The following is a 17,055-nucleotide window of genomic DNA, read 5'->3' as shown; positions in this document are numbered from 1 at the left end:
AGGGGGCGGGGCTGGCTTTACGCCGGCTCCGCCGTTTCGTGGGCGGCGGCGTTCAGGCGGCGGTGAAAGGGGGATAGTCGGTGTACCCCACTTCCTCCCCGGTGTAGAAATGTTCCTGCCGCGCCTCGGCAAGCGGGGCCCCGGCCCGGAAGCGGGCGACAAGATCGGGATTGCCGATGAACGCGCGCCCGAAGGATACGCCTTCGACCTGTCCGCCGGCGAGCAGCGCCCGCGCCTTGTCCAGCGTCAGCATGTTGTTGATCGCCACCGGGCCGGACCAGTGCCGGCGCACGAATGCGATGGTGTCGAAACCGGGGCGATAGGTGTCGAGCACATGGAGATAGGCCAGGCCGAGATCGTCGATCCCATCCAGCAGAGCCGCGAACACCGGGCCCGGATCGGTGGGGTCCATGCCGTTGTAGGGGTTGCCGGGGGAAATGCGCACGCCGACCCGGTCCGCGCCCACCGCTTCGGCCATCGCCTTGACCACCATGATCGGGAAACGGGCGCGGTTTTCCGGGCTGCCGCCGAACGCATCCTCCCGCTTGTTGCTGGCGGGATTGAGGAAGCTGTTGATGAGATAACCGCTGGAACAGTGCAGTTCCACCGCGTCGATCCCGGCGGCTCGGGCATTGCGGGCCGCCTGCGCGTGCTGTTCGGCCACCAGCGGCAGTTCGTCGGCGGCCAGCGCACGCGGCATGGCGGCGGGAACGGGCACGCCGTCGGGCCCCGGAATCGGATCGGGGCAGGGCAGGGCCGAAGGCGCCACCACATCGGCCTCATACCCGCGATTGGCGGTGGCGACGGCGCGGCCGCAATGCATCAGTTGCATGGAGATCAGCCCGCCTTCGGCATGGACGGCTTCCGCCACTTGGGCCCATCCGTCGATCTGCTGCTGCGAATGGATGCCGGGCGTGCGCCAGTAGCCTTTCCCTTCGGGGCAGGGGAACACGCCTTCGGTCACCAGCAGCCCGGCGCTGGCCCGCTGGCGGTAATAGGCGGCGTTCATCGTCGTCGGTGCATCGCCCGCCCCCGCGCGGCTGCGGGTCATCGGCGACATCACGATACGGTTGGCAAGAGTCAGAGCGCCGAACCGGGTCGGCGTAAAGATCAGATCGTCCATGCGTGTTTCCAAGATCCATTGCGGCGTTGACCGCCATTTGCCGGTCAGATTAAGAGCTGGCCGGTGCAATGCAAGGAGCGCGCATGATCAATTACGGAATGGACGGCAAGGTTGCCCTGGTAACCGGCGCGGGTGGTGGGATCGGCCGGGCGGCCGCGTTGGCGTTTGCCCATTCCGGCGCGGCGGTGCTGGTCTGCGATGTGCAGGACGCGGCGGGCGAGGAAACCGTGGCCCAGATCGCGGCGCAAGGCGGCAAGGCCGTGTTCCAGCATTGCGATGTCAGCGATCCGGCGCAGGTCAAGGCAATGGTCGCCGCGGCCGTGGCCAAGTTCGGGCGGCTGGATTACGCTTTCAACAACGCGGGCATCAACAGTGTGGGCGCCAACGAATATGACGATGCCACCTGGGCGCGCAGCATCGATATCAATCTCACCGGCGTGATGCTGTGCATGCGCGAAGAAGCCGAAGTGATGCTGCAGAGCGGCGGCGGGGCGATCGTCAACACCGCTTCGATCAACGGGCTGGTTGGCAACGGCGCGCAGCCTGCCTACACCGCGTCGAAGCATGGCGTTGTCGGGCTGACGCGGCATGGGGCGCTGCGCTGGGCCAACCAGGGTATTCGCGTCAATGCGGTGTGCCCCGGCGTGATCGACACCGCGATGACGGCGCAGGCCGCCGCCAACCCGGAAATCCGCGCGAAGATCGAACAGATGACGCCGATGGGCCGGATGGGACGGCCGGAAGAAATCGCTGCCGCGGTGCTGTGGTTGTGTTCCGATGCGGCCGGTTTCGTGACCGGTCAGCCGATCGCGGTGGACGGTGGCACCACCGTTTATTGAGCCACACCCTGCGGGTCGGCCGCGATGCGGGCGACCCGCGTGTTGTACTTGTAAGTCTTGACCGCGATCGAGGTTTCGACGTGATGCACGCCGGGCAGGGCGAGTATCGTGTCCGATGCGATATCCACCAGCTTGTCGAGATCTTCGAACAGGCAGATGGCCAGGATATTGAACTGGCCCATGGTGATCATCACCCCGTTGATCAGCGGCATATCCGCGATCTGCCGGGCGATGGCGCGGACATGGTTGACGTTGGCATCGATGCTGATGAAGGCAAGCCGCGATTTCGCCGCCATTTCCAGCCCGGTGATCGCGGTGAAGGTGATCAGCCCATCCTGCTGAAGGCGTTTGATCCGGCCGCGCACGGTGCCTTCGGTCACGCCCAGTTCGGCCGCGATCCTGCGGTTGGAAACGCGCGCATCGCGGCTGAGCATGGCGACCAGTTGGCGGTCCAGATCGTCGAGCTGTTGGGTTCCGGCCATGGCCCGCGTCATTCCTCGATCGGGGCGATATCGAACTGATATTTGATGATATCGACAACGATGGCCGGCGTCATGGAACGGATGCCCCGGATTTTCGAGAACTTGTCCAGCAGCAGGTGCGACAGGTCGTCAAAATCCTTCAGCGCCACCAGCATGTCGAGATCGTAGCGGCCGGTGACGAGATGCACGGCGAACACCTCGGGAAAGCGGGCCAGTTCTTCCCCCACTTCCGAAGCGGGGCGGCCGTCGACTTCGATGGCCACTTCCATCAGGAAATTGAACCCGTGCGCCGCGAAATCGGACACGGCCACCACGCGCAACTGGTTGGCGTCTTCCATGCGCTTGATCCGCGATGACACGGTGGTGGCGGTCAATCCCAGATTTTCGGCGATCTGCTGGTTGGTGGTGCGCCCGTTCTGGCGCAGCAGTTCCACGATGGCCCGGTCGGTCGCGTCGAAGTTGAATGTCTGTGTCATGCCCCTCCGCATGGCAGAAAATCGATAGGCCCAGGGCCGATACGGCAAAAGCGCGCCGTGCTGGCTGGCAGACTACGGGCAGCCCGCATTCGCGAACAGCGAAAAAAGCGCGATATCCCCCAATTCGTCAACAAAAGTTGTTGCCGGGCGCCATGCCCTGGCGGGCTGTTTTTGTGTGGCAGGAGGACAGAAGAAGGGGCGAGCCCAAGGCCCGCCCCAGTTGAAGCCGCGTTCGTGCGGTTCTATTCCGTTATTCGGCCGCTTCCAGATATTGCGGATGGCCTTCGTCAACCAGCTTGTTGGTATCGTCCCAGATGCCTTCTTCGATGACCGGGGTGATGTTCAGTTCCTTGCGGATGTCTGCGACCTGCCAATCGACGTACTTGCGCCAGTCGACGACCATCAGCGGGTATTTCCAGTTACGGCCCTGCACGGCGCCGTGATATTCCGCTTCGAGATTGAGCGCCATGGCTTCGGGGTAGTGAAGCCCGTCCTTCATGATCGTCTTGGCTTTGAGATAGATCTGCACGCGGTTGAAGAACGCGGCCAGTTCCGGGTGGAAATAGCGCACGCGCGCATGCAGATTGGCGTTGAGCAGAGCGACTTCGCCGCCATGGTTCGGGCCGAAGCCGGTGATCATGTGTTCGATATCGTGGGTCAGCGCGGTCTGGCGCAGGTAGAAAGTGAAATCGTTCACCACCTGCACTTCGCGATAGAAGATATCGAGTTCGTAGCCGCTTTCGACCATGAACTTGTGCAGCATTTCACCCAGCGTGCCGGGCTTGCAATCCTTCACCTGTTCGATAGTGAAATTGGCCAGATTGCGATTTTCCAGCCATGCGCGGAATTCCGGCAGGCGAGCCTTTTCTTCTTCGAAAAGCTGCATGATCCGCGGCATGTCCTCCAGATTCTGGAGAATCTGGACCACTTCGGGGATATAGGCGGTGTTCGGCAGGTCGGCCCCGTTGCGGCGGAGCATTTCCTGCGCGATCAGCGCGCGCAGTTCAGGATTGTTGAGATACTTCGACGAACTGATGAGAACCGAGCTGTCGGTTTCGATCTTGCGGATCGCGCCGTTGAAATAGGCGCGTTCGCCTTCGCCCACTTGTGCTTCAGTAGCCATGGTCAATTACTCCGCTGCAACCGCAAGAGCGGCGCTGTCGTTGGCAGGGGAAAGGAACTTGCCCGGCTTGTTGCCGGTGTAAGCGCCATTTTCAAAAGTGGGCACGCCGTTCACCAGCGTGAGGCGGGCGGGCATGGCTTCGCGGGTGAAGCGCCAGCTCGTGCCGCCCTTGCCATCGGGCATGTCCCAGGCCTTGATCATCTGGCGGCGTTCGATCTCGTCCAGATTGAACACGCAGATATCCGCGCGCTTGCCCGGTGCGATCACCCCGCGATCGTTGAGGAAGAAGTGCGTGGCGAGCTTGCCGGTCATCACATGGACGGCCTGTTCGAGCGAGAGCTTCTTTTCCTCGCGGACGTACTGGGTGAGCAGGAGAGCGTTTTCGCCCCCGCCGCACAGCATCTGCAAGTGCGCGCCGGCATCGGAAATGTTGCCCACGGTCCTGGGGTCGTTCATCAGGTCGATGGTCAGTTCCTCATCCTTGGGGAACGGCGCCATGTGGACTGTGGAAAGCGTGCCGTTGGCGAGAATCCATTCGGCCATCGCATCGCTGCGGTGCAGGCCACGGCTTTCGGCGTAGTCCTTCAGCGTGATGTTGATCGGGCCGGTGCCGTTTTCGCTGTCGATCAGATAGAGATCCTGCGGATTTTGCAGCGGCGAATGCGGCCATGCCTGATTGTCCCAGCTGTCGCGGGCGCGGGCGCGCCATTCGGGATCGGCCAGCAGGCGGCGCTTTTCGTCATGATCTTCGGCCAGCACGACTTCGTGCCAGACGTAATCGTTCGACTGCGCGTAGATCAGCGACTTGACGATGCCCAGCACGTTGGTGGGCGAAACGTGGGCATAGCCCGGCCACACGTCGATGCCCGCATCGCGCATGGACTGCGTGCTGGCCTGCATCGCGGGAAGGATATCCTTCTGGAATTCGAGCGAAGGGATCGCGCCTGCGATCTGCACGCGGATCTTGCGGCCCTTGAGCAGCTTTTCGAGCCGCTTGAGGCTGTCCGGGCCGGTCTTGCGCATGAACGTGTCGACGATCACCTGATAGCAAGTGTGCGGATAGCGATCCATCACGTCGAACAGGGCGGTGAATTCCGCATCGTCGGCCAGCAGGGTCGGGACCGGGCGGTTGTCGCCGTCATGATCGTGCAGGTTGTCCGACAGGCCGAGAGCGCCCGCGGCCAGCGCATCGTCAAGCAGTTCGGCCATCTTGGCGATTTCTTCGGGCGTCGCGGCGCGGTTCCACGCATCCATGCCCATCGCGGCAAGGCGCAGCGGAATATGGCCGACGAAGCTGGCATAGTTCAGCGGCACCTGCAGGCGCTTCTCGAACGAGGCGCGATATTCCGACCAGGTGTTCCAGTCCCAGCTCACATGCTGCTTGAACGGTTCCAGCGGAATGTCTTCGAAGAAGGAGAAAATGCCCATGACTTCTTCACGGGCTTCCTGGCTCGGGTGCAGGGGGGCCATGGTGAAGCCGCAGTTGCCGAGGATCATCGTCGTCGCGCCGTAGCTGGGCAGCGGATCGAGATCGGGCTGCCACCACATGCTGGCGTCGTAATGGGTATGGCTTTCGATGAAGCCGGGGGTGACATAGCAGCCATTCGCATCGAAAACGCGTTCGCCGCCTGCTTCCAGACTTTCGCCGACTTCGGTGATGACACCGTCGCGGATGCGGACATCCGCCCGGAATGCCGGGGCGCCGGTGCCGTCCACGACGGTACCGTTCTTGATCAACATGCCGTTCATTCGAATCTCTCCCGATTGAAGACGGGCAGAGCGCCTTGCGCGCTTCATGCCTGTGCACTCCCAGAGTAACCCCGCATGGTGCAAACGGCAAAATCGCGAAATGGGATTCGTATCGTATTATGATCCCACTGAGATCATTTCATGGTCCTTTCGGATGGCGGGCCCGGGGTGCGGGAGCGGTCTTGCAGCACCGGGCTGCATGGCGGCGGCACAGGCTGCATGTCCCCACGAATCGCTTGCTTCTCTCAGGCGCTGCAAGCGGCACGAGAACGGTTGACGCCGCCGCCGGATCGTTGGAACCTTGCGGGATGACAGGATTGTGCTTCGATCACCTTTCGCTCTGCGATCTGCCCGCTCTCGAAATGATCGAGGTCGCGGGCCAGCTCGCCTGTTCCAGTGTGAGCCTGTTCGCGCGGCCGCTGCCGATCGGGCCCTATCTCGATCTGGTCACCGATCAGGCCGCCCGGCGCGATGTTATGGCCGCATTGCGGGCGCATGGCCTTTCCATCGGGATTGTGGAGCCGTTCCTGCTCGATGCCAGCCCGGACTGGCCGATGCTGGAACGCACGATTGCCCTGGCGGTCGAACTGGACGGAGAAATCAACGCTCTGTCGATGGATGCGGATGCCGGCCGCCGGGTGGATTCCATGGCGCGTCTGGCCGAAATGGCCCGCAATGCCGGCACGCGCATGGTCATCGAGGCGTTTTCGCTCTCTCCCGTGCGGACTGCGGCCGATGCGCTGGCTCTGGCGGAGGCATGCGGGGATGATGTCGGGCTTACGATCGATACGCTGCACGTCATCCGTACCGGTGGGACCTGGGCGGATATTGCCGCGCTGCCGCCTGAACGGATCGCCCATGTGCAGGTCAGCGACGGGCCGCTTGCCGCCCCTGCCGATCTGGCGGTGGAAGCGACGCGGGAACGCCTGCCCCCGGGGCAGGGGGAATTCCGGCTGGAGGAACTGATTCCCCTTCTACCCGGCCATGCCCGGATCGCCGTGGAAGCGCCTTTCGCGGCCCCGGCGGGCACCACCGCACTGGCGCGCGGGCGCATTGCCGTGGAGGCGATGCGCGCGGTGATGGCGCGGGCGACCGGGCAGGAAAACTAGCGCTATAGGAAACGGGCCGGGGGCGAAGCCGGCCCGCCGCCGGTCATTGCGCGTCGTAAACCGACCGCGCGGGCGGCGCGGCGAACAGGGGCTTGAGCGGAGCAAACGCCGTTTGCGGCACCAGCTTGCTGGCTTCGGCATAGGCTTCGCCGGACTGCCAGCTTTCCACGAACAGGAACTGGTCCGCATTGTCCTGCTTGCGCAGGATGTCGATGCCGTCGCAGCCTGCCAGCGGGCTGACGACAGCGGCGAGATCGGCCAGCGCCTGTGCGAATTCATCGCCCTTTCCGGCGGTGGCGGTCATGTCATAGACAACTTTGATGGCCATCATTCTCTCCTCGGTAACGGGGCAGGCAGGGGTCAGTAGATCGCGGCGAAATTGCGCTCGCGCGGGGTGCCCAGCATTTCGCGATAGGACGGACGCTCCACCCCGCGATCGGTGACACCCAGCGCCTTGGCGATTTCCGCGCCGACAAGCGTCTGGCCCGAAAGTTCGTCGCGATTGGGGGCCTTGTCGATAGCGTCGAGGATATGGGCCGTGAATTCGGGATTTTCCGCCGTGGCGATCAGTTCCTTGTACTGTTCGGGTTCGACTTCGGCCGAAATCTTCGCCCGCTCGGTCATTTGCGGGCCGAGCCAGATCGAGACGGCAGCAACGCCGGTGTCGCGCAGATCGTGCCACATATCGTGCGCCAGCTTGTCCAGCCCGGCTTTCTGCGCCCCATAGGCGGGGCCGTGCATGTAACAGGTCGCGCCGAAGGAGGAGACCATGCCGATCAGCCCGCTGCCCTGCGGAACCATGATCTTCGCCGCATGCCAGCTGGCGACATAGGCCGAGCGCAGGCCGACATCGAGAATCTTCTGCGCATCCAGTTCCTTCTCCCAGAACGGCATCTTGGTGATGAGCTGGTGATGGATATAGGTCGCGTTGTTGACGAGGATATCGAGACGGCCCTGTTCTGCCTCGATCTGTTCGAACAGCCGGGCGACCTGGGCATCGTCGGCATGGTCGCACAGCACGGGAATGCCCTGGCCGCCCAGTTCGGTGATCCTGGCGGCGGTTTCCGCGACGGTGCCGGGCAGGACTGATCCATCCCACCCCTTGGCGTCCCCCGGGGCCACGGTGCGGCCGGTGACATAGACGGTGTAGCCCAGTTCGCCGAAGCCGCGGGCAATGCCCGCGCCCGCGCCGCGGCTCGCCCCGGTAACCAGCGCCACTTTTCTGTCAGTCATATACTGTCTCCGCGTCCTCTCGCTTGAAGCCGCCGGAATCGGGCGTGGCGCCCTCGTGCGGCTGCTGGAATATGTCCGCGCCATCGCCGGCGCGTTGCCTGAATTTCTGCGGCGACAGCCCGCTCACTCTGCGGAAAGCCCGCGAAAAGCTGTTGGCATGCGAAAAGCCGCAGCGCTGGGCGATTTCCTTGATGGAAATATGCCGCGCCAGCAACAGTTCCTTCGCCTGTTCGACCCAGAAATTCTCGATATATTTGGAGATCGTCTTGCCGGTGAGAGCAAGGAACTGGCGGTGCAGGTGGCGGCTGCTGATCCCGCAAAGGCGGGCCAGATCGGCCACCGCAGGCTGTCCGCCGCCTTCCATCAGCCGTTCCCGGATACGGCGGTATTGCCAGGCGGCCAGACGGCCGCTCGACTGGCTGTCGCGCTGGCGTTCGAACAGGCGTTCCATCTCCACCACGATCACCCGCATCAGCGCCTCGATCGCTTCGGGCGAACGGTCGACCGGGTTTATCAGTTCACGATGGGCGAGGCGCATCAGCGTGCGCAGGGCATCGCTACGGACATTGAGCAGCGATTGCAGGAAATCGAGCGGGGGATGCGGCTTGTGGCGCAGAATCTTGTGCGCCGTGCCTTCTTCGAAAACGCAGCGGATCACCCGGATCCGCCCGCCTTCGGACCGGCCGCTTACGGCAATGCCGGGATAGCGGACGAACAGCGTGCCCATGAAGCAGTATTTTTCCGGCGCAATGTCCGGGAAACAGGCGGAAGCGTCGGCCGCCAGCGGCGGGATCGACATTTCCAGCATCAGCTCGGATTCCGTTCGCGTAAATTCGAACATATCCGGCCACAGCCACTCAACCAGTTCGAGACGGCCGGGGCCGACGTCGAACTGGTTGAGGACCGTGGGGGTAAACGTCAGCGGGTGGGGCGGGGACCGTTCCACCTCATTCCGCGAAGTCGAATTGGCTGGTGGGTACGATGTCGATCTGCGTGGCGTCGATAAAGCCGCCGCAGCTATCCATCATCGCCTTGAGATTCGCCTGATACTTGGCTTCGTCGCCCACCGCGTCGAAGAACACGTAAGTGTCCGTCATCGCTTCCAGCGGGAAGCATTCCTCGACGAAAGCGCCATAGGTCGGCGCGTTTTCCGTCAGAGGGCGGACGATCAGGTTCTGGATATATTCGAAATTCGACTGGGTATCGATGGCCACGCGGGCATGGTGGCTATGCCAGTGCCGGATGCAATCCTCCCAGCGCATGTCCTTGCGGAAGGAAATGAAGCTTGCCTGCGACCAGCCCCAGGTCCGTTCCCCCCGCTTGACAGGCGGGTGTTCGGTGTTGGGGATGATGGCGGATTCGGCGACCAGCCACGCGGCGAAGCGGTCGCAATGCGCTGCCACCACGGCATCGGTATCGCCGCGGAACATCGCATTGGCCGAAGGCAGCCACAACTGCACCACCGCATCCTGCATCGGCTGCTGCCATTGCTGGATCAGCGGCGCGGCCGGATCGACCGTGGCATCGCGCACGTTGATGCGGACTTTGGTCGCGCCCGTTTTCTTAAGCGCTTCGGGCAGGCTTTCCAGCAAGCGTGCGTTGAAGCTTTCGCGGTTTTCGCCTTCGGCTTTCCAAAGGGCGTAAATGACTTTTTCCATGTGGTTGCGCCTCAGTCGAAGTTTGCCTGACCGCCGTCGAGCGGGATGGTGGCGCCGGTGAGATAACTCAGATCGGTGCCGCACAGGGCGACGATGGCCCGGCCGATGTCTTCTTCCAGCCTGCCGATGCGACCCAGCGGAATGGTGCGGAAGAACGCGGCGGCTTCTTCGGGATTGGCTTCGAACCAGCCTTTGAGGCCGGGCGATTCCGCATGCGGGGCAATCGTCAGCACGCGGATGTTGTCCGGGCCCCATTCGGCCGCGGCCGCGCGCGTCAGGCTGCGGATCGCCTGCTTGACCGCGCCATACGCGCCGTAACCGCTCATATCCCAGCGGATGCCGGCGGAAGAAGCGAAATTGAAGATCGTGCCGCCGCCGCGTGCCTTCATGTGCGGATGGGCCAGCTTCATCAGGCGCATCGTGGCGAGCGGGCCCGATTCGAAGCCTGCGGTAAACGCCGCGTCGGTGACTTTGTCGAGCGTGCCGAGCGGCACTTCCTGCGCGTTGTTGACGAGGATATCGAGCCCGCCGAATTCCTTCACCGTGGCATCGACCGCCTGGGCGAGATCGTCAGCCGCTTTGACGTTGCAGGCCAGGGCCATTGCCTTGCCGCCGCGCTTGATGATGTCATCGGCCGATTTCTGGACCTTTTCCAGTGTCCGCCCGGCCAGGACGACGCTGGCGCCGGCACCGGCGAGCGCGAAGGCGATTCCCTGCCCCACGCCCTGACCCGCGCCGGTGATAAGTGCTACTTTGCCGCTAAGATCGGTCATGCATCCTCACCTTGGGTTAATTCGTAGATTATTGCCCGGCATTCTACGCATGGTGTTGACTTATTGGCAAGCGTGTCCACAGTTGCGTTACCAATTCGGTGGGAAGATGCCTGTGTTACCACGGGCTGCGGGGGGTGATCGTTCACGCGTCATTGACGGCGGCGAAACCTTGCCGTTTACATCCCCTTGAAGGAGAGATTTACGATGACCGTTGCCGTAATTACCGGCGCAGCCGGCGGGATTGGCGCCGGGCTGGCGCGCGAAGCCGCACGCCGTGGGATGCAGGTGGTGCTGGCGGATCGCGATGAAGCGGCCCTGCAGGAGGTGGCGCGCGGAATCGGCAATGCCGCCTATGCGGTGCAGACCGATGTGACCGATCTGGCCGCCTGCGAAGCGCTGGCGGAAAAGGCATACAAGGCCCATGGGCAGGTGGACCTACTGTTCAACAACGCCGGGGTTCTGGCGACGGGCAACAGCTGGGAAATCCCGGCGGAAAAGTGGCAACAGGCCTGGGCGGTCAACGTCGAAGGCATCCTCAATGGGCTGCGCGCTTTCGTGCCCCGGCTGCTGGCCGCCGACCGTCCGGCGCGGATCATCAACACGGCGTCTGTCGGCGGGTTCCTTCCTTCACCGTTGATGGCCCCCTATTCGGCCACCAAGTTCGCCACTGTGGCGCTGACCGAAAGCCTTGCGGGCGAATTGCAGATCCTGGGATCGAAGATCGGTGTCTCGCTGCTGGCGCCGGGGCCGGTCAAGTCAGGCATTTTCCGCGAAGCGCCGCCCGAACAGGCGGAAGGTTTCCACACCACGATGACGAGCATGCTCGAACAGCACGGCATGACCGGCGATGAATTCGCGCCGCTGGTGCTCGATGCGGTGGAACGCGGCGAATACTGGATCTTCCCGCAGCCCGAAGCGCTGGAACCGACATTCTCCAATCGGAATCAGGCCATCGTCGAGCGCAAGGCTCCTCAATTTTTCACCGCGGAATAAACGATATGAGCCAGAATTGGGATAAAGAGGTCGATGTCCTCGTCGTCGGCTCGGGTGCGGGCGGTCTGCTCAGCGCGCTGGTCGCGGCAAAGAACAAGGCCGATGTGCTGATCGTCGAGAAGGACAAACTGTGGGGCGGCACGTCCGCCACCTCCGGCGGCGGAATCTGGATTCCGGGCAGCGATCAGGCCAGAGCATCGGGGTTCGAGGACAATCTCGACGACGCTTTCACTTACGTGCGGGGCCTGTCGAAAGACAACGTTCCGGACGAAAACATCCGCGCCTATGTGAACAACGCCGCGCCGATGCTGCGCTGGGTGACGGACAATACCCAGATCCGCTATATCGCGGCGCCTTATCCCGATTATCATGCGGAAAATCCCGGTGGCTCGGTCACCGGTTTCCGCACGCACCTGCCGCTCGAATTCGATGGCAAGCAGCTTGGCGCCGATCTGCGCACGCAGCGTTTCCCGTCCCCCGCGGCGAGCCTGTTCGGATGGCTCAACTGGACCTTCGCGGAAACCACCGAGCTGCTTTACCGTACCAAGGGCTGGTTCACCCATCTGACGATCAACATGGCCAAGTACTGGCTGGATTGGCCGTTCCGCTTCACTTCGCGCAAGGATCGCCGTCTCACGCTGGGCAATGCGCTCACAGGTGGCCTGCGGCTTGCGCTCAACGAACGCAATGTGCCGCTGTGGCTGGAAAGCCCGCTTACCGAACTGGTGCGTGAAGGCGACCGGGTGGTGGGCGCGGTCATCACCCATAAGGGCAAGCCGATGCGGATCGGCGTGCGCAAGGGGGTAGTGCTGGCCGCTGGCGGGTTCGACAAGAACCAGCAGATGCGCGACGCCAATTCTCCGCTCTATCCCACGGCGCAGATTTCCGGCGGCGTCACCAGCAACACCGGCGATTCCATTCGCGCGGGCGAAGCGGTGGGCGCGGGAACGATGAACATGCAGTCGGCCTGGGCCGCCCCGGTGTTCTACGTTCCGGGTGAGGATCGCGGCCGTCTGTGCACGATCGAGCGGGCCCTGCCCGGCTGCATCATGGTCAACCAGAAGGGGGAGCGGTATCTGAACGAAGCCGCATCCTATCATGTGACCGGGCAACTGATGGCCCAGCGCCAGCTTGAACATGGCGATGCCAGCCCGAGCTGGATGGTGTTCGATTATCGTTATCGCCATCAGTTCCCGATGGGGCCGCTCTATCCGCTGATTCCCGACTGGGCGCAGAACGGCGCGGTGAAGCAGATTCTCAAGAAGGCCGGGACGATCGAGGAACTGGCCGCGCAGATGGGGGTCGATCCGGCCGCGCTTTCCCGGACGATCGCCGAATTCAACGAACATGCGGCGAAGGGGGAAGACCCGGCCTTCCATCGCGGCCAGGCCGCGTACGACAAGATGTACGGCGATCCGCGCAACACTCCCAACCCGTGCCTGCGCCCGCTGACCGAAGCGCCGTTCTATGCGATGCCGATCTACCCCGGCGATATCGGGACCAACGGGGGCCTGATGACCAATGCCAAGGCGCAGGTGATCGACGATGCGGGGAAGCCGATCAAGGGCCTCTATGCCGTGGGCAACAACGCCGCATCGTCGATGGGCGAAAGCTATCCCGGCGCCGGCGTGACTATCGGCCCGGCGATGACGTTCGGCTATATCGCCGCGCGCGATATGACGGGCGGCAACGAATAAAGGCAGGCGCCGGGGCAAGGGTCCCGGTCCGGCCCATTGAAAAGCCCCGCCTTCGAAAGAAGGTGGGGCTTTTTGGTATCTTCCGCGCGATCAGCCTTGTGCGGGAATTTCCGCGGCGGGCAGGGGGGGATTGCCCAAGATCATATCGGCGGCCTTTTCCGCGATCATCGCCACGGGAATGCCGGTGTTGGCGCCGGGCAAATGCGGCATGATCGAGGCATCGACCACCCGCAGCCCGGCGATGCCGTGGACGCGCAACTGCGGATCGACCACGGCCATCGGGTCGTTGCCCATCCGGGCGGTGCCGATGGAGTGATAATCGGCTTCCGCCTTGGCGCGGATATAGGCGTCGATGTCCTCATCGCTCTGCACATGGGGGCCGGGGGCCAGTTCTTCGCCCCGGAAGGCGTCGAACGCGGGCTGTTCGAAAATGGCCCGCGCGGCGCGCACGGCGGCACGGGCCACCCGCCGGTCGTTTTCGGTGGCGAGATAGTTCTGATCGATGACCGGCTGCATGTCCGGATCGGCGCTGGCAAGCGTGACGCTGCCGCGCGCTTCGGGCCGGGCGACATTGGTGTGTGCGTAAAACCCGTGGATCGGCACCATTTTCTGGCCGTTGTGGCTCATCAGCGCCATGACCAGCAGCATCTTGATATCGGGCTCGTCGAGTGCGGGATCGGACTTGACGAAGCAGGCCACCGACATCCCTGTTTGCGTCAGCGGCCCGCGTTTCAGCAGCAGATATTGCGCCATCGCCACCGCACCGCGCAACGGATTGATATAGCGCAGCATCGAAAGCGGCTTGGTCGCCCTGTATTTCACATGCACGGCGAGATGATCCTGCAGATTCTGCCCCACGCCGGGCAGATCGTGGATCAGCGCGATGCCGTGTTCGGCCAGATGCGCCGCCGGACCGACACCGGAAAGCATCAGCAGTTGCGGCGAATTGATCGCGCCAGCGCTGAGGATCACTTCGCGCGCGGCATGGGCCACGCGATCTTCCCCCTGATGGCGATAGGCGATGCCGGTGGCGTGTCGGCCTTCGAACAGGATCTTGCGGGTCTGCGCGCCTGTCACCACCGTCAGATTGGGGCGGTTCATGACCGGGCGAAGATAAGCGGACGACGCGCTGGAGCGCTTGCCGTTGCCCACCGTCAGATCGACCGCCCCAAACCCTTCGCGCGACACGCCGTTGAGATCGGGGTTGTAGGAATAACCGGCTTGCTGCCCGGCCGCGATGAACGCTTCGGCAAAGGGGTGGCTTTGATCCGCCCGCGTTACCTGGATGGGGCCGTCCTGCCCATGCCAGACATCGTCGTGCGGGCGATAGGTTTCCAGCTTGCGGAAATAGGGCAGCACTTCGGCGAAGGACCAGCCCGGATTGCCCGCCTGCGCCCAGCGGTCATAATCGCTGTGCATGCCCCGGTCATACGTCATGCCGTTGATCGAGGAACCGCCGCCGAGCACTTTGCCGCGCGGCAGATAGAGCACCCGGTCGTTAAGATGCTTCTGCGGTGCGGACATATAGCGCCATGCATGGCTGCCCGACATCATGATCGGCAAGAGGCCGCCCGGGGCCGCGATCAGGGGGCTGTTGTCCTTGCCGCCCGCTTCGAGCAGGAGCACGCGATGGCCCGGATCGGCCGACAGCCGGTTGGCAAGAACGCATCCGGCCACCCCCGCGCCGACGATCACATAGTCAAATTCGGTTGTCGTCATGATCCGCTTTTCGCATCCCCGCTTCTCACTCTCCCCGGTGCTTCCGCAAGTTGCCGCCATGCGCAACCCCTCTGCCTGCAATAAACCGCTTACTGGCGTGATATGTTCTGTATGGCTGAAAAGGGTCTGCTGGCTTTCGAAATGCCCCGGGGTGGCGAAGACTGGGCGGGCTGTATGCGAAAACGGCCTGCGGCGGGTTGAACAGCCGCCCGGAGCCGCCTATCGCTGCAACAGTACTGTCGGTTTCGTGTGGGTCCATTGGGGAGGATAAGAGTGGCAACGGAAAAGAAAATTGCCGTGCGCCGTTCACCCGGAAGACCGCGCGACGCCAGCCGCGAACAGACCATTCTGGTCGAGACGCTGGCTCTGCTCGGCGATGTGGGGTTTTCGGGGCTGACAGTGGATGCGGTGGTCGCCCGCGCGAAAGTGAGCAAGGCCACGATCTACCGCCGCTGGGCCACGAAGGAGGAACTGGCGATTGCGGCCTTCGATCTGCTGCCTCTCGTCAAAGTTCCGGAAACCGGCGATCTGGAGAGCGAGATTCTCGCCTATATCACCCAGTATTACGAGTTTCTTCGCACCACTTCGTTGCCCAGCGTGCTGCCCGCGCTGGTGAGCGAGGCCATGCACAACGAGGCATTGGCCGCGCGCCTGCACGAAACGGTGGATCGCCGCCGCGCATCGGGCATCGCCATGATCCAGCGCGCGATCGACCGGGGCGAACTGCCCGCCGGCACGCCCCCTTCCATCGCTCATGAGTTGATCGTCGGGCCGATGGTACAACGCTCGTTCTTCGATCCGGACAATCTCGAAATCGACGATTTCCGCCTGATGGCCAAGATTATCGTGGCGGGGCTGAAACAGGTCTGCGGCGCTACTTCCAGCGCGGTCTGATCATCATTCGGACAAAGCCGTTGAGATGCTCGCCGAAGGCGCGCTCGCATTTCTGCTCGATCACGTCGTAATCCTCGATCAGTTCGAAGATCGCACGCAGCATCAGGTCGCCCGCAACCACGGCCAGCGCCGCGCCAAGGCAGAAATGCGCACCGATGCCGAAGCTGAGATCGCCCTCGTTCGCGCGGGTGATGTCGAAGCTATCGGGATCGGCAAAGCGGTTCGCATCGCGATTGGCGGAAGCGTAAATGAACAGCAGATTGTCGCCCGCCCTGATTTCCGCGCCGTTCAGTTCGAAATCGGTCGCCGCGCGGCGGGCGAGCATGTTGGTCGGCTGATCGTAACGCAGCGTTTCGCGAAAGGCATCGGCCAGCCGGTCATGATCGGCCAGCACCATCGCCTTCTGTTCGGGATGGCGGGCGAGATAGTACATCGTGCCCGCCACCGCCATCGGCGTGGTTTCCGACCCGACGACCAGCAGGCTGAAAAGATAGAACAACAGGTCCTGATCCGACAGGCGCTGGCCATCCACTTCGGCGTCGCGCAGCACTCTGCCCTGGGGGCCGCCCGCCGAGGGATCGGCGCGCATATGGGCGACGTGGCCCATCAGCAGGTGCATCAGCTCGCCCGCCGCCTGCTGGCTGTCGGGCGTGGAGGAACCGACCTGACCCGGGACACGGTTGAGGATCATCCGGTCGATCAGATTGCGCGCTGCGATGGCCTGATCGCGCGGCAGGCCGAGATTGTATCCGGCGTTAATGCACATCACCTGATTGGCGAAATCGTGATAGACATCGAAGCTGTCCTGCCCGCGCAGAGGCTCCAGTTCTCTGGCGATGGCGGCCTTGAGGCGGGGGATTTCCTTCTGGATCGCACCCGCGCCGTAGAACGGTTCCAGCAGCCCGCGCCATTTGCGGTTGTAGGGCAGGTTCATCGTCATGAACGTGTGCGGCACCGGCTCGCCCAGCATCAGTTGCGCCGGGGTCTGCCCGGCGGAGAAATCGAGCCAGGCGTTGCGCAGGCTCGCTTTCTTGAGATCATCGTACAGGGTCAGGGCCCAGGCACGCCGCGCTTCGACGAAATGCGGGCACCCTTCGGCACGCAGATCCTTGTAGATCGGGTGCGGGTCGCGCATCGCTTCGGTCGAAAAGGGATCGTAATCCACTGCCACAGCATCGTCTCCGGTA

The 17,055-nt window shown here is 63.3% G+C and carries 17 protein-coding genes; 5 read left to right on the top strand and 12 right to left on the bottom strand.

The features are described from left to right. Nucleotides 1–52 precede the first annotated feature (52 nt). Nucleotides 53–1,123, bottom strand: coding sequence for an alkene reductase (locus K5X80_RS14965; protein WP_222558505.1), 1,071 nt, complete (start codon nt 1,121–1,123; stop codon nt 53–55). An 83-nt stretch (nt 1,124–1,206) separates the two neighbouring features. Here K5X80_RS14965 and K5X80_RS14960 point away from each other — a divergent pair, with 83 nt between their 5' ends. Beyond that, the gene (locus K5X80_RS14960; protein WP_222558504.1) at nt 1,207–1,962 is read left to right on the top strand and encodes an SDR family NAD(P)-dependent oxidoreductase; all 756 of its coding nucleotides are present in this window, start codon (nt 1,207–1,209) and stop codon (nt 1,960–1,962) included. Here the strand turns inward: K5X80_RS14960 and K5X80_RS14955 are convergent. From K5X80_RS14955 to K5X80_RS14940, 4 genes are all read right to left on the bottom strand, one after another. Continuing rightward, on the bottom strand, nt 1,956–2,444 hold the full coding sequence (locus K5X80_RS14955; protein ID WP_222558503.1) for an Lrp/AsnC family transcriptional regulator: 489 nt from the start codon (nt 2,442–2,444) through the stop codon (nt 1,956–1,958). The two genes, K5X80_RS14960 and K5X80_RS14955, sit on opposite strands and share 7 nt — an antisense overlap. Nucleotides 2,445–2,452: 8 nt before the next feature. After that, complete coding sequence (locus K5X80_RS14950) at nt 2,453–2,920, bottom strand: Lrp/AsnC family transcriptional regulator (RefSeq protein WP_222558502.1); 468 nt, start codon at nt 2,918–2,920, stop codon at nt 2,453–2,455. A 250-nt stretch (nt 2,921–3,170) separates the two neighbouring features. Next, on the bottom strand, nt 3,171–4,043 hold the full coding sequence (locus K5X80_RS14945) for a Coq4 family protein (protein WP_222558501.1): 873 nt from the start codon (nt 4,041–4,043) through the stop codon (nt 3,171–3,173). A 6-nt stretch (nt 4,044–4,049) separates the two neighbouring features. Beyond that, nucleotides 4,050–5,792, bottom strand: coding sequence for an N-acyl-D-amino-acid deacylase family protein (locus tag K5X80_RS14940; protein WP_222558500.1), 1,743 nt, complete (start codon nt 5,790–5,792; stop codon nt 4,050–4,052). Between the two features lie 308 nt (nt 5,793–6,100). On the opposite strand from K5X80_RS14940, the gene K5X80_RS14935 reads away from it, so the two are divergent. Beyond that, entirely contained in the window at nt 6,101–6,901 is an 801-nt protein-coding gene (locus tag K5X80_RS14935) for a sugar phosphate isomerase/epimerase family protein (RefSeq protein ID WP_222558499.1), read from the top strand. Nucleotides 6,902–6,944: 43 nt separating this feature from the next. On the opposite strand, the gene K5X80_RS14930 is transcribed toward K5X80_RS14935, so the two are convergent. Genes K5X80_RS14930 through K5X80_RS14910 form a run of 5 tightly spaced genes read right to left on the bottom strand, consistent with a single transcriptional unit; the run spans nt 6,945 to nt 10,565 of the window. Then, nucleotides 6,945–7,229: a putative quinol monooxygenase gene (locus K5X80_RS14930; RefSeq protein WP_222558498.1), complete on the bottom strand. Its 285-nt coding sequence runs from the start codon at nt 7,227–7,229 to the stop codon at nt 6,945–6,947. Between the two features lie 32 nt (nt 7,230–7,261). Continuing rightward, a complete protein-coding gene (locus K5X80_RS14925) occupies nt 7,262–8,134 on the bottom strand; it encodes an SDR family NAD(P)-dependent oxidoreductase (protein WP_222558497.1) in 873 nt (290 codons plus the stop codon). Continuing rightward, complete coding sequence (locus tag K5X80_RS14920) at nt 8,127–9,080, bottom strand: helix-turn-helix transcriptional regulator (protein WP_222558496.1); 954 nt, start codon at nt 9,078–9,080, stop codon at nt 8,127–8,129. Before K5X80_RS14920 ends, K5X80_RS14925 begins: the two co-directional genes overlap by 8 nt. A gap of 1 nt (nt 9,081) precedes the next feature. After that, entirely contained in the window at nt 9,082–9,792 is a 711-nt protein-coding gene (locus K5X80_RS14915) for an EthD domain-containing protein (RefSeq protein WP_222558495.1), read from the bottom strand. An 11-nt stretch (nt 9,793–9,803) separates the two neighbouring features. After that, the gene (locus K5X80_RS14910; RefSeq protein ID WP_222558494.1) at nt 9,804–10,565 is read right to left on the bottom strand and encodes an SDR family NAD(P)-dependent oxidoreductase; all 762 of its coding nucleotides are present in this window, start codon (nt 10,563–10,565) and stop codon (nt 9,804–9,806) included. Nucleotides 10,566–10,769: 204 nt separating this feature from the next. On the opposite strand from K5X80_RS14910, the gene K5X80_RS14905 reads away from it, so the two are divergent. Then, entirely contained in the window at nt 10,770–11,558 is a 789-nt protein-coding gene (locus tag K5X80_RS14905; protein WP_222558493.1) for an SDR family NAD(P)-dependent oxidoreductase, read from the top strand. Nucleotides 11,559–11,563: 5 nt separating this feature from the next. Beyond that, on the top strand, nt 11,564–13,255 hold the full coding sequence (locus tag K5X80_RS14900) for an FAD-dependent oxidoreductase (protein WP_222558492.1): 1,692 nt from the start codon (nt 11,564–11,566) through the stop codon (nt 13,253–13,255). 90 nt (nt 13,256–13,345) lie between these two features. Here the strand turns inward: K5X80_RS14900 and K5X80_RS14895 are convergent, their stop codons facing one another. Then, on the bottom strand, nt 13,346–14,974 hold the full coding sequence (locus K5X80_RS14895) for a choline dehydrogenase (protein ID WP_222558491.1): 1,629 nt from the start codon (nt 14,972–14,974) through the stop codon (nt 13,346–13,348). Nucleotides 14,975–15,247: 273 nt separating this feature from the next. Between K5X80_RS14895 and K5X80_RS14890 the strand changes: the two genes are divergently transcribed. Further along, nucleotides 15,248–15,868 (top strand): TetR/AcrR family transcriptional regulator, encoded by a 621-nt coding sequence (locus K5X80_RS14890; protein WP_222558490.1) that lies wholly within the window; start codon nt 15,248–15,250, stop codon nt 15,866–15,868. Here K5X80_RS14890 and K5X80_RS14885 read toward each other — a convergent pair. Continuing rightward, complete coding sequence (locus K5X80_RS14885) at nt 15,849–17,039, bottom strand: cytochrome P450 (RefSeq protein ID WP_222558489.1); 1,191 nt, start codon at nt 17,037–17,039, stop codon at nt 15,849–15,851. The two genes, K5X80_RS14890 and K5X80_RS14885, sit on opposite strands and share 20 nt — an antisense overlap. Between the last annotated feature and the right edge of the window lie 16 nt (nt 17,040–17,055).

This window comes from Caenibius sp. WL, from assembly GCF_019803445.1.
Lineage (GTDB): Bacteria > Pseudomonadota > Alphaproteobacteria > Sphingomonadales > Sphingomonadaceae > Caenibius.
This window is presented reverse-complemented; position numbering and strand designations above follow the sequence as displayed.

Excerpts from the sequence above, each read along its gene's own strand:
- K5X80_RS14915 (WP_222558495.1), bottom strand. The coding sequence starts at position 9,792 with ATGGAAAAAGTCATTTACGCCCTTTGGAAAGCCGAAGGCGAAAACCGC.
- K5X80_RS14895 (WP_222558491.1), bottom strand. The coding sequence starts at position 14,974 with ATGACGACAACCGAATTTGACTATGTGATCGTCGGCGCGGGGGTGGCC.
- K5X80_RS14905 (WP_222558493.1), top strand. The coding sequence starts at position 10,770 with ATGACCGTTGCCGTAATTACCGGCGCAGCCGGCGGGATTGGCGCCGGG.
- K5X80_RS14910 (WP_222558494.1), bottom strand. The coding sequence starts at position 10,565 with ATGACCGATCTTAGCGGCAAAGTAGCACTTATCACCGGCGCGGGTCAG.
- K5X80_RS14925 (WP_222558497.1), bottom strand. The coding sequence starts at position 8,134 with ATGACTGACAGAAAAGTGGCGCTGGTTACCGGGGCGAGCCGCGGCGCG.
- K5X80_RS14965 (WP_222558505.1), bottom strand. The coding sequence starts at position 1,123 with ATGGACGATCTGATCTTTACGCCGACCCGGTTCGGCGCTCTGACTCTT.
- K5X80_RS14900 (WP_222558492.1), top strand. The coding sequence starts at position 11,564 with ATGAGCCAGAATTGGGATAAAGAGGTCGATGTCCTCGTCGTCGGCTCG.
- K5X80_RS14930 (WP_222558498.1), bottom strand. The coding sequence starts at position 7,229 with ATGGCCATCAAAGTTGTCTATGACATGACCGCCACCGCCGGAAAGGGC.
- K5X80_RS14945 (WP_222558501.1), bottom strand. The coding sequence starts at position 4,043 with ATGGCTACTGAAGCACAAGTGGGCGAAGGCGAACGCGCCTATTTCAAC.
- K5X80_RS14960 (WP_222558504.1), top strand. The coding sequence starts at position 1,207 with ATGATCAATTACGGAATGGACGGCAAGGTTGCCCTGGTAACCGGCGCG.
- K5X80_RS14955 (WP_222558503.1), bottom strand. The coding sequence starts at position 2,444 with ATGGCCGGAACCCAACAGCTCGACGATCTGGACCGCCAACTGGTCGCC.
- K5X80_RS14940 (WP_222558500.1), bottom strand. The coding sequence starts at position 5,792 with ATGAACGGCATGTTGATCAAGAACGGTACCGTCGTGGACGGCACCGGC.
- K5X80_RS14935 (WP_222558499.1), top strand. The coding sequence starts at position 6,101 with ATGACAGGATTGTGCTTCGATCACCTTTCGCTCTGCGATCTGCCCGCT.
- K5X80_RS14950 (WP_222558502.1), bottom strand. The coding sequence starts at position 2,920 with ATGACACAGACATTCAACTTCGACGCGACCGACCGGGCCATCGTGGAA.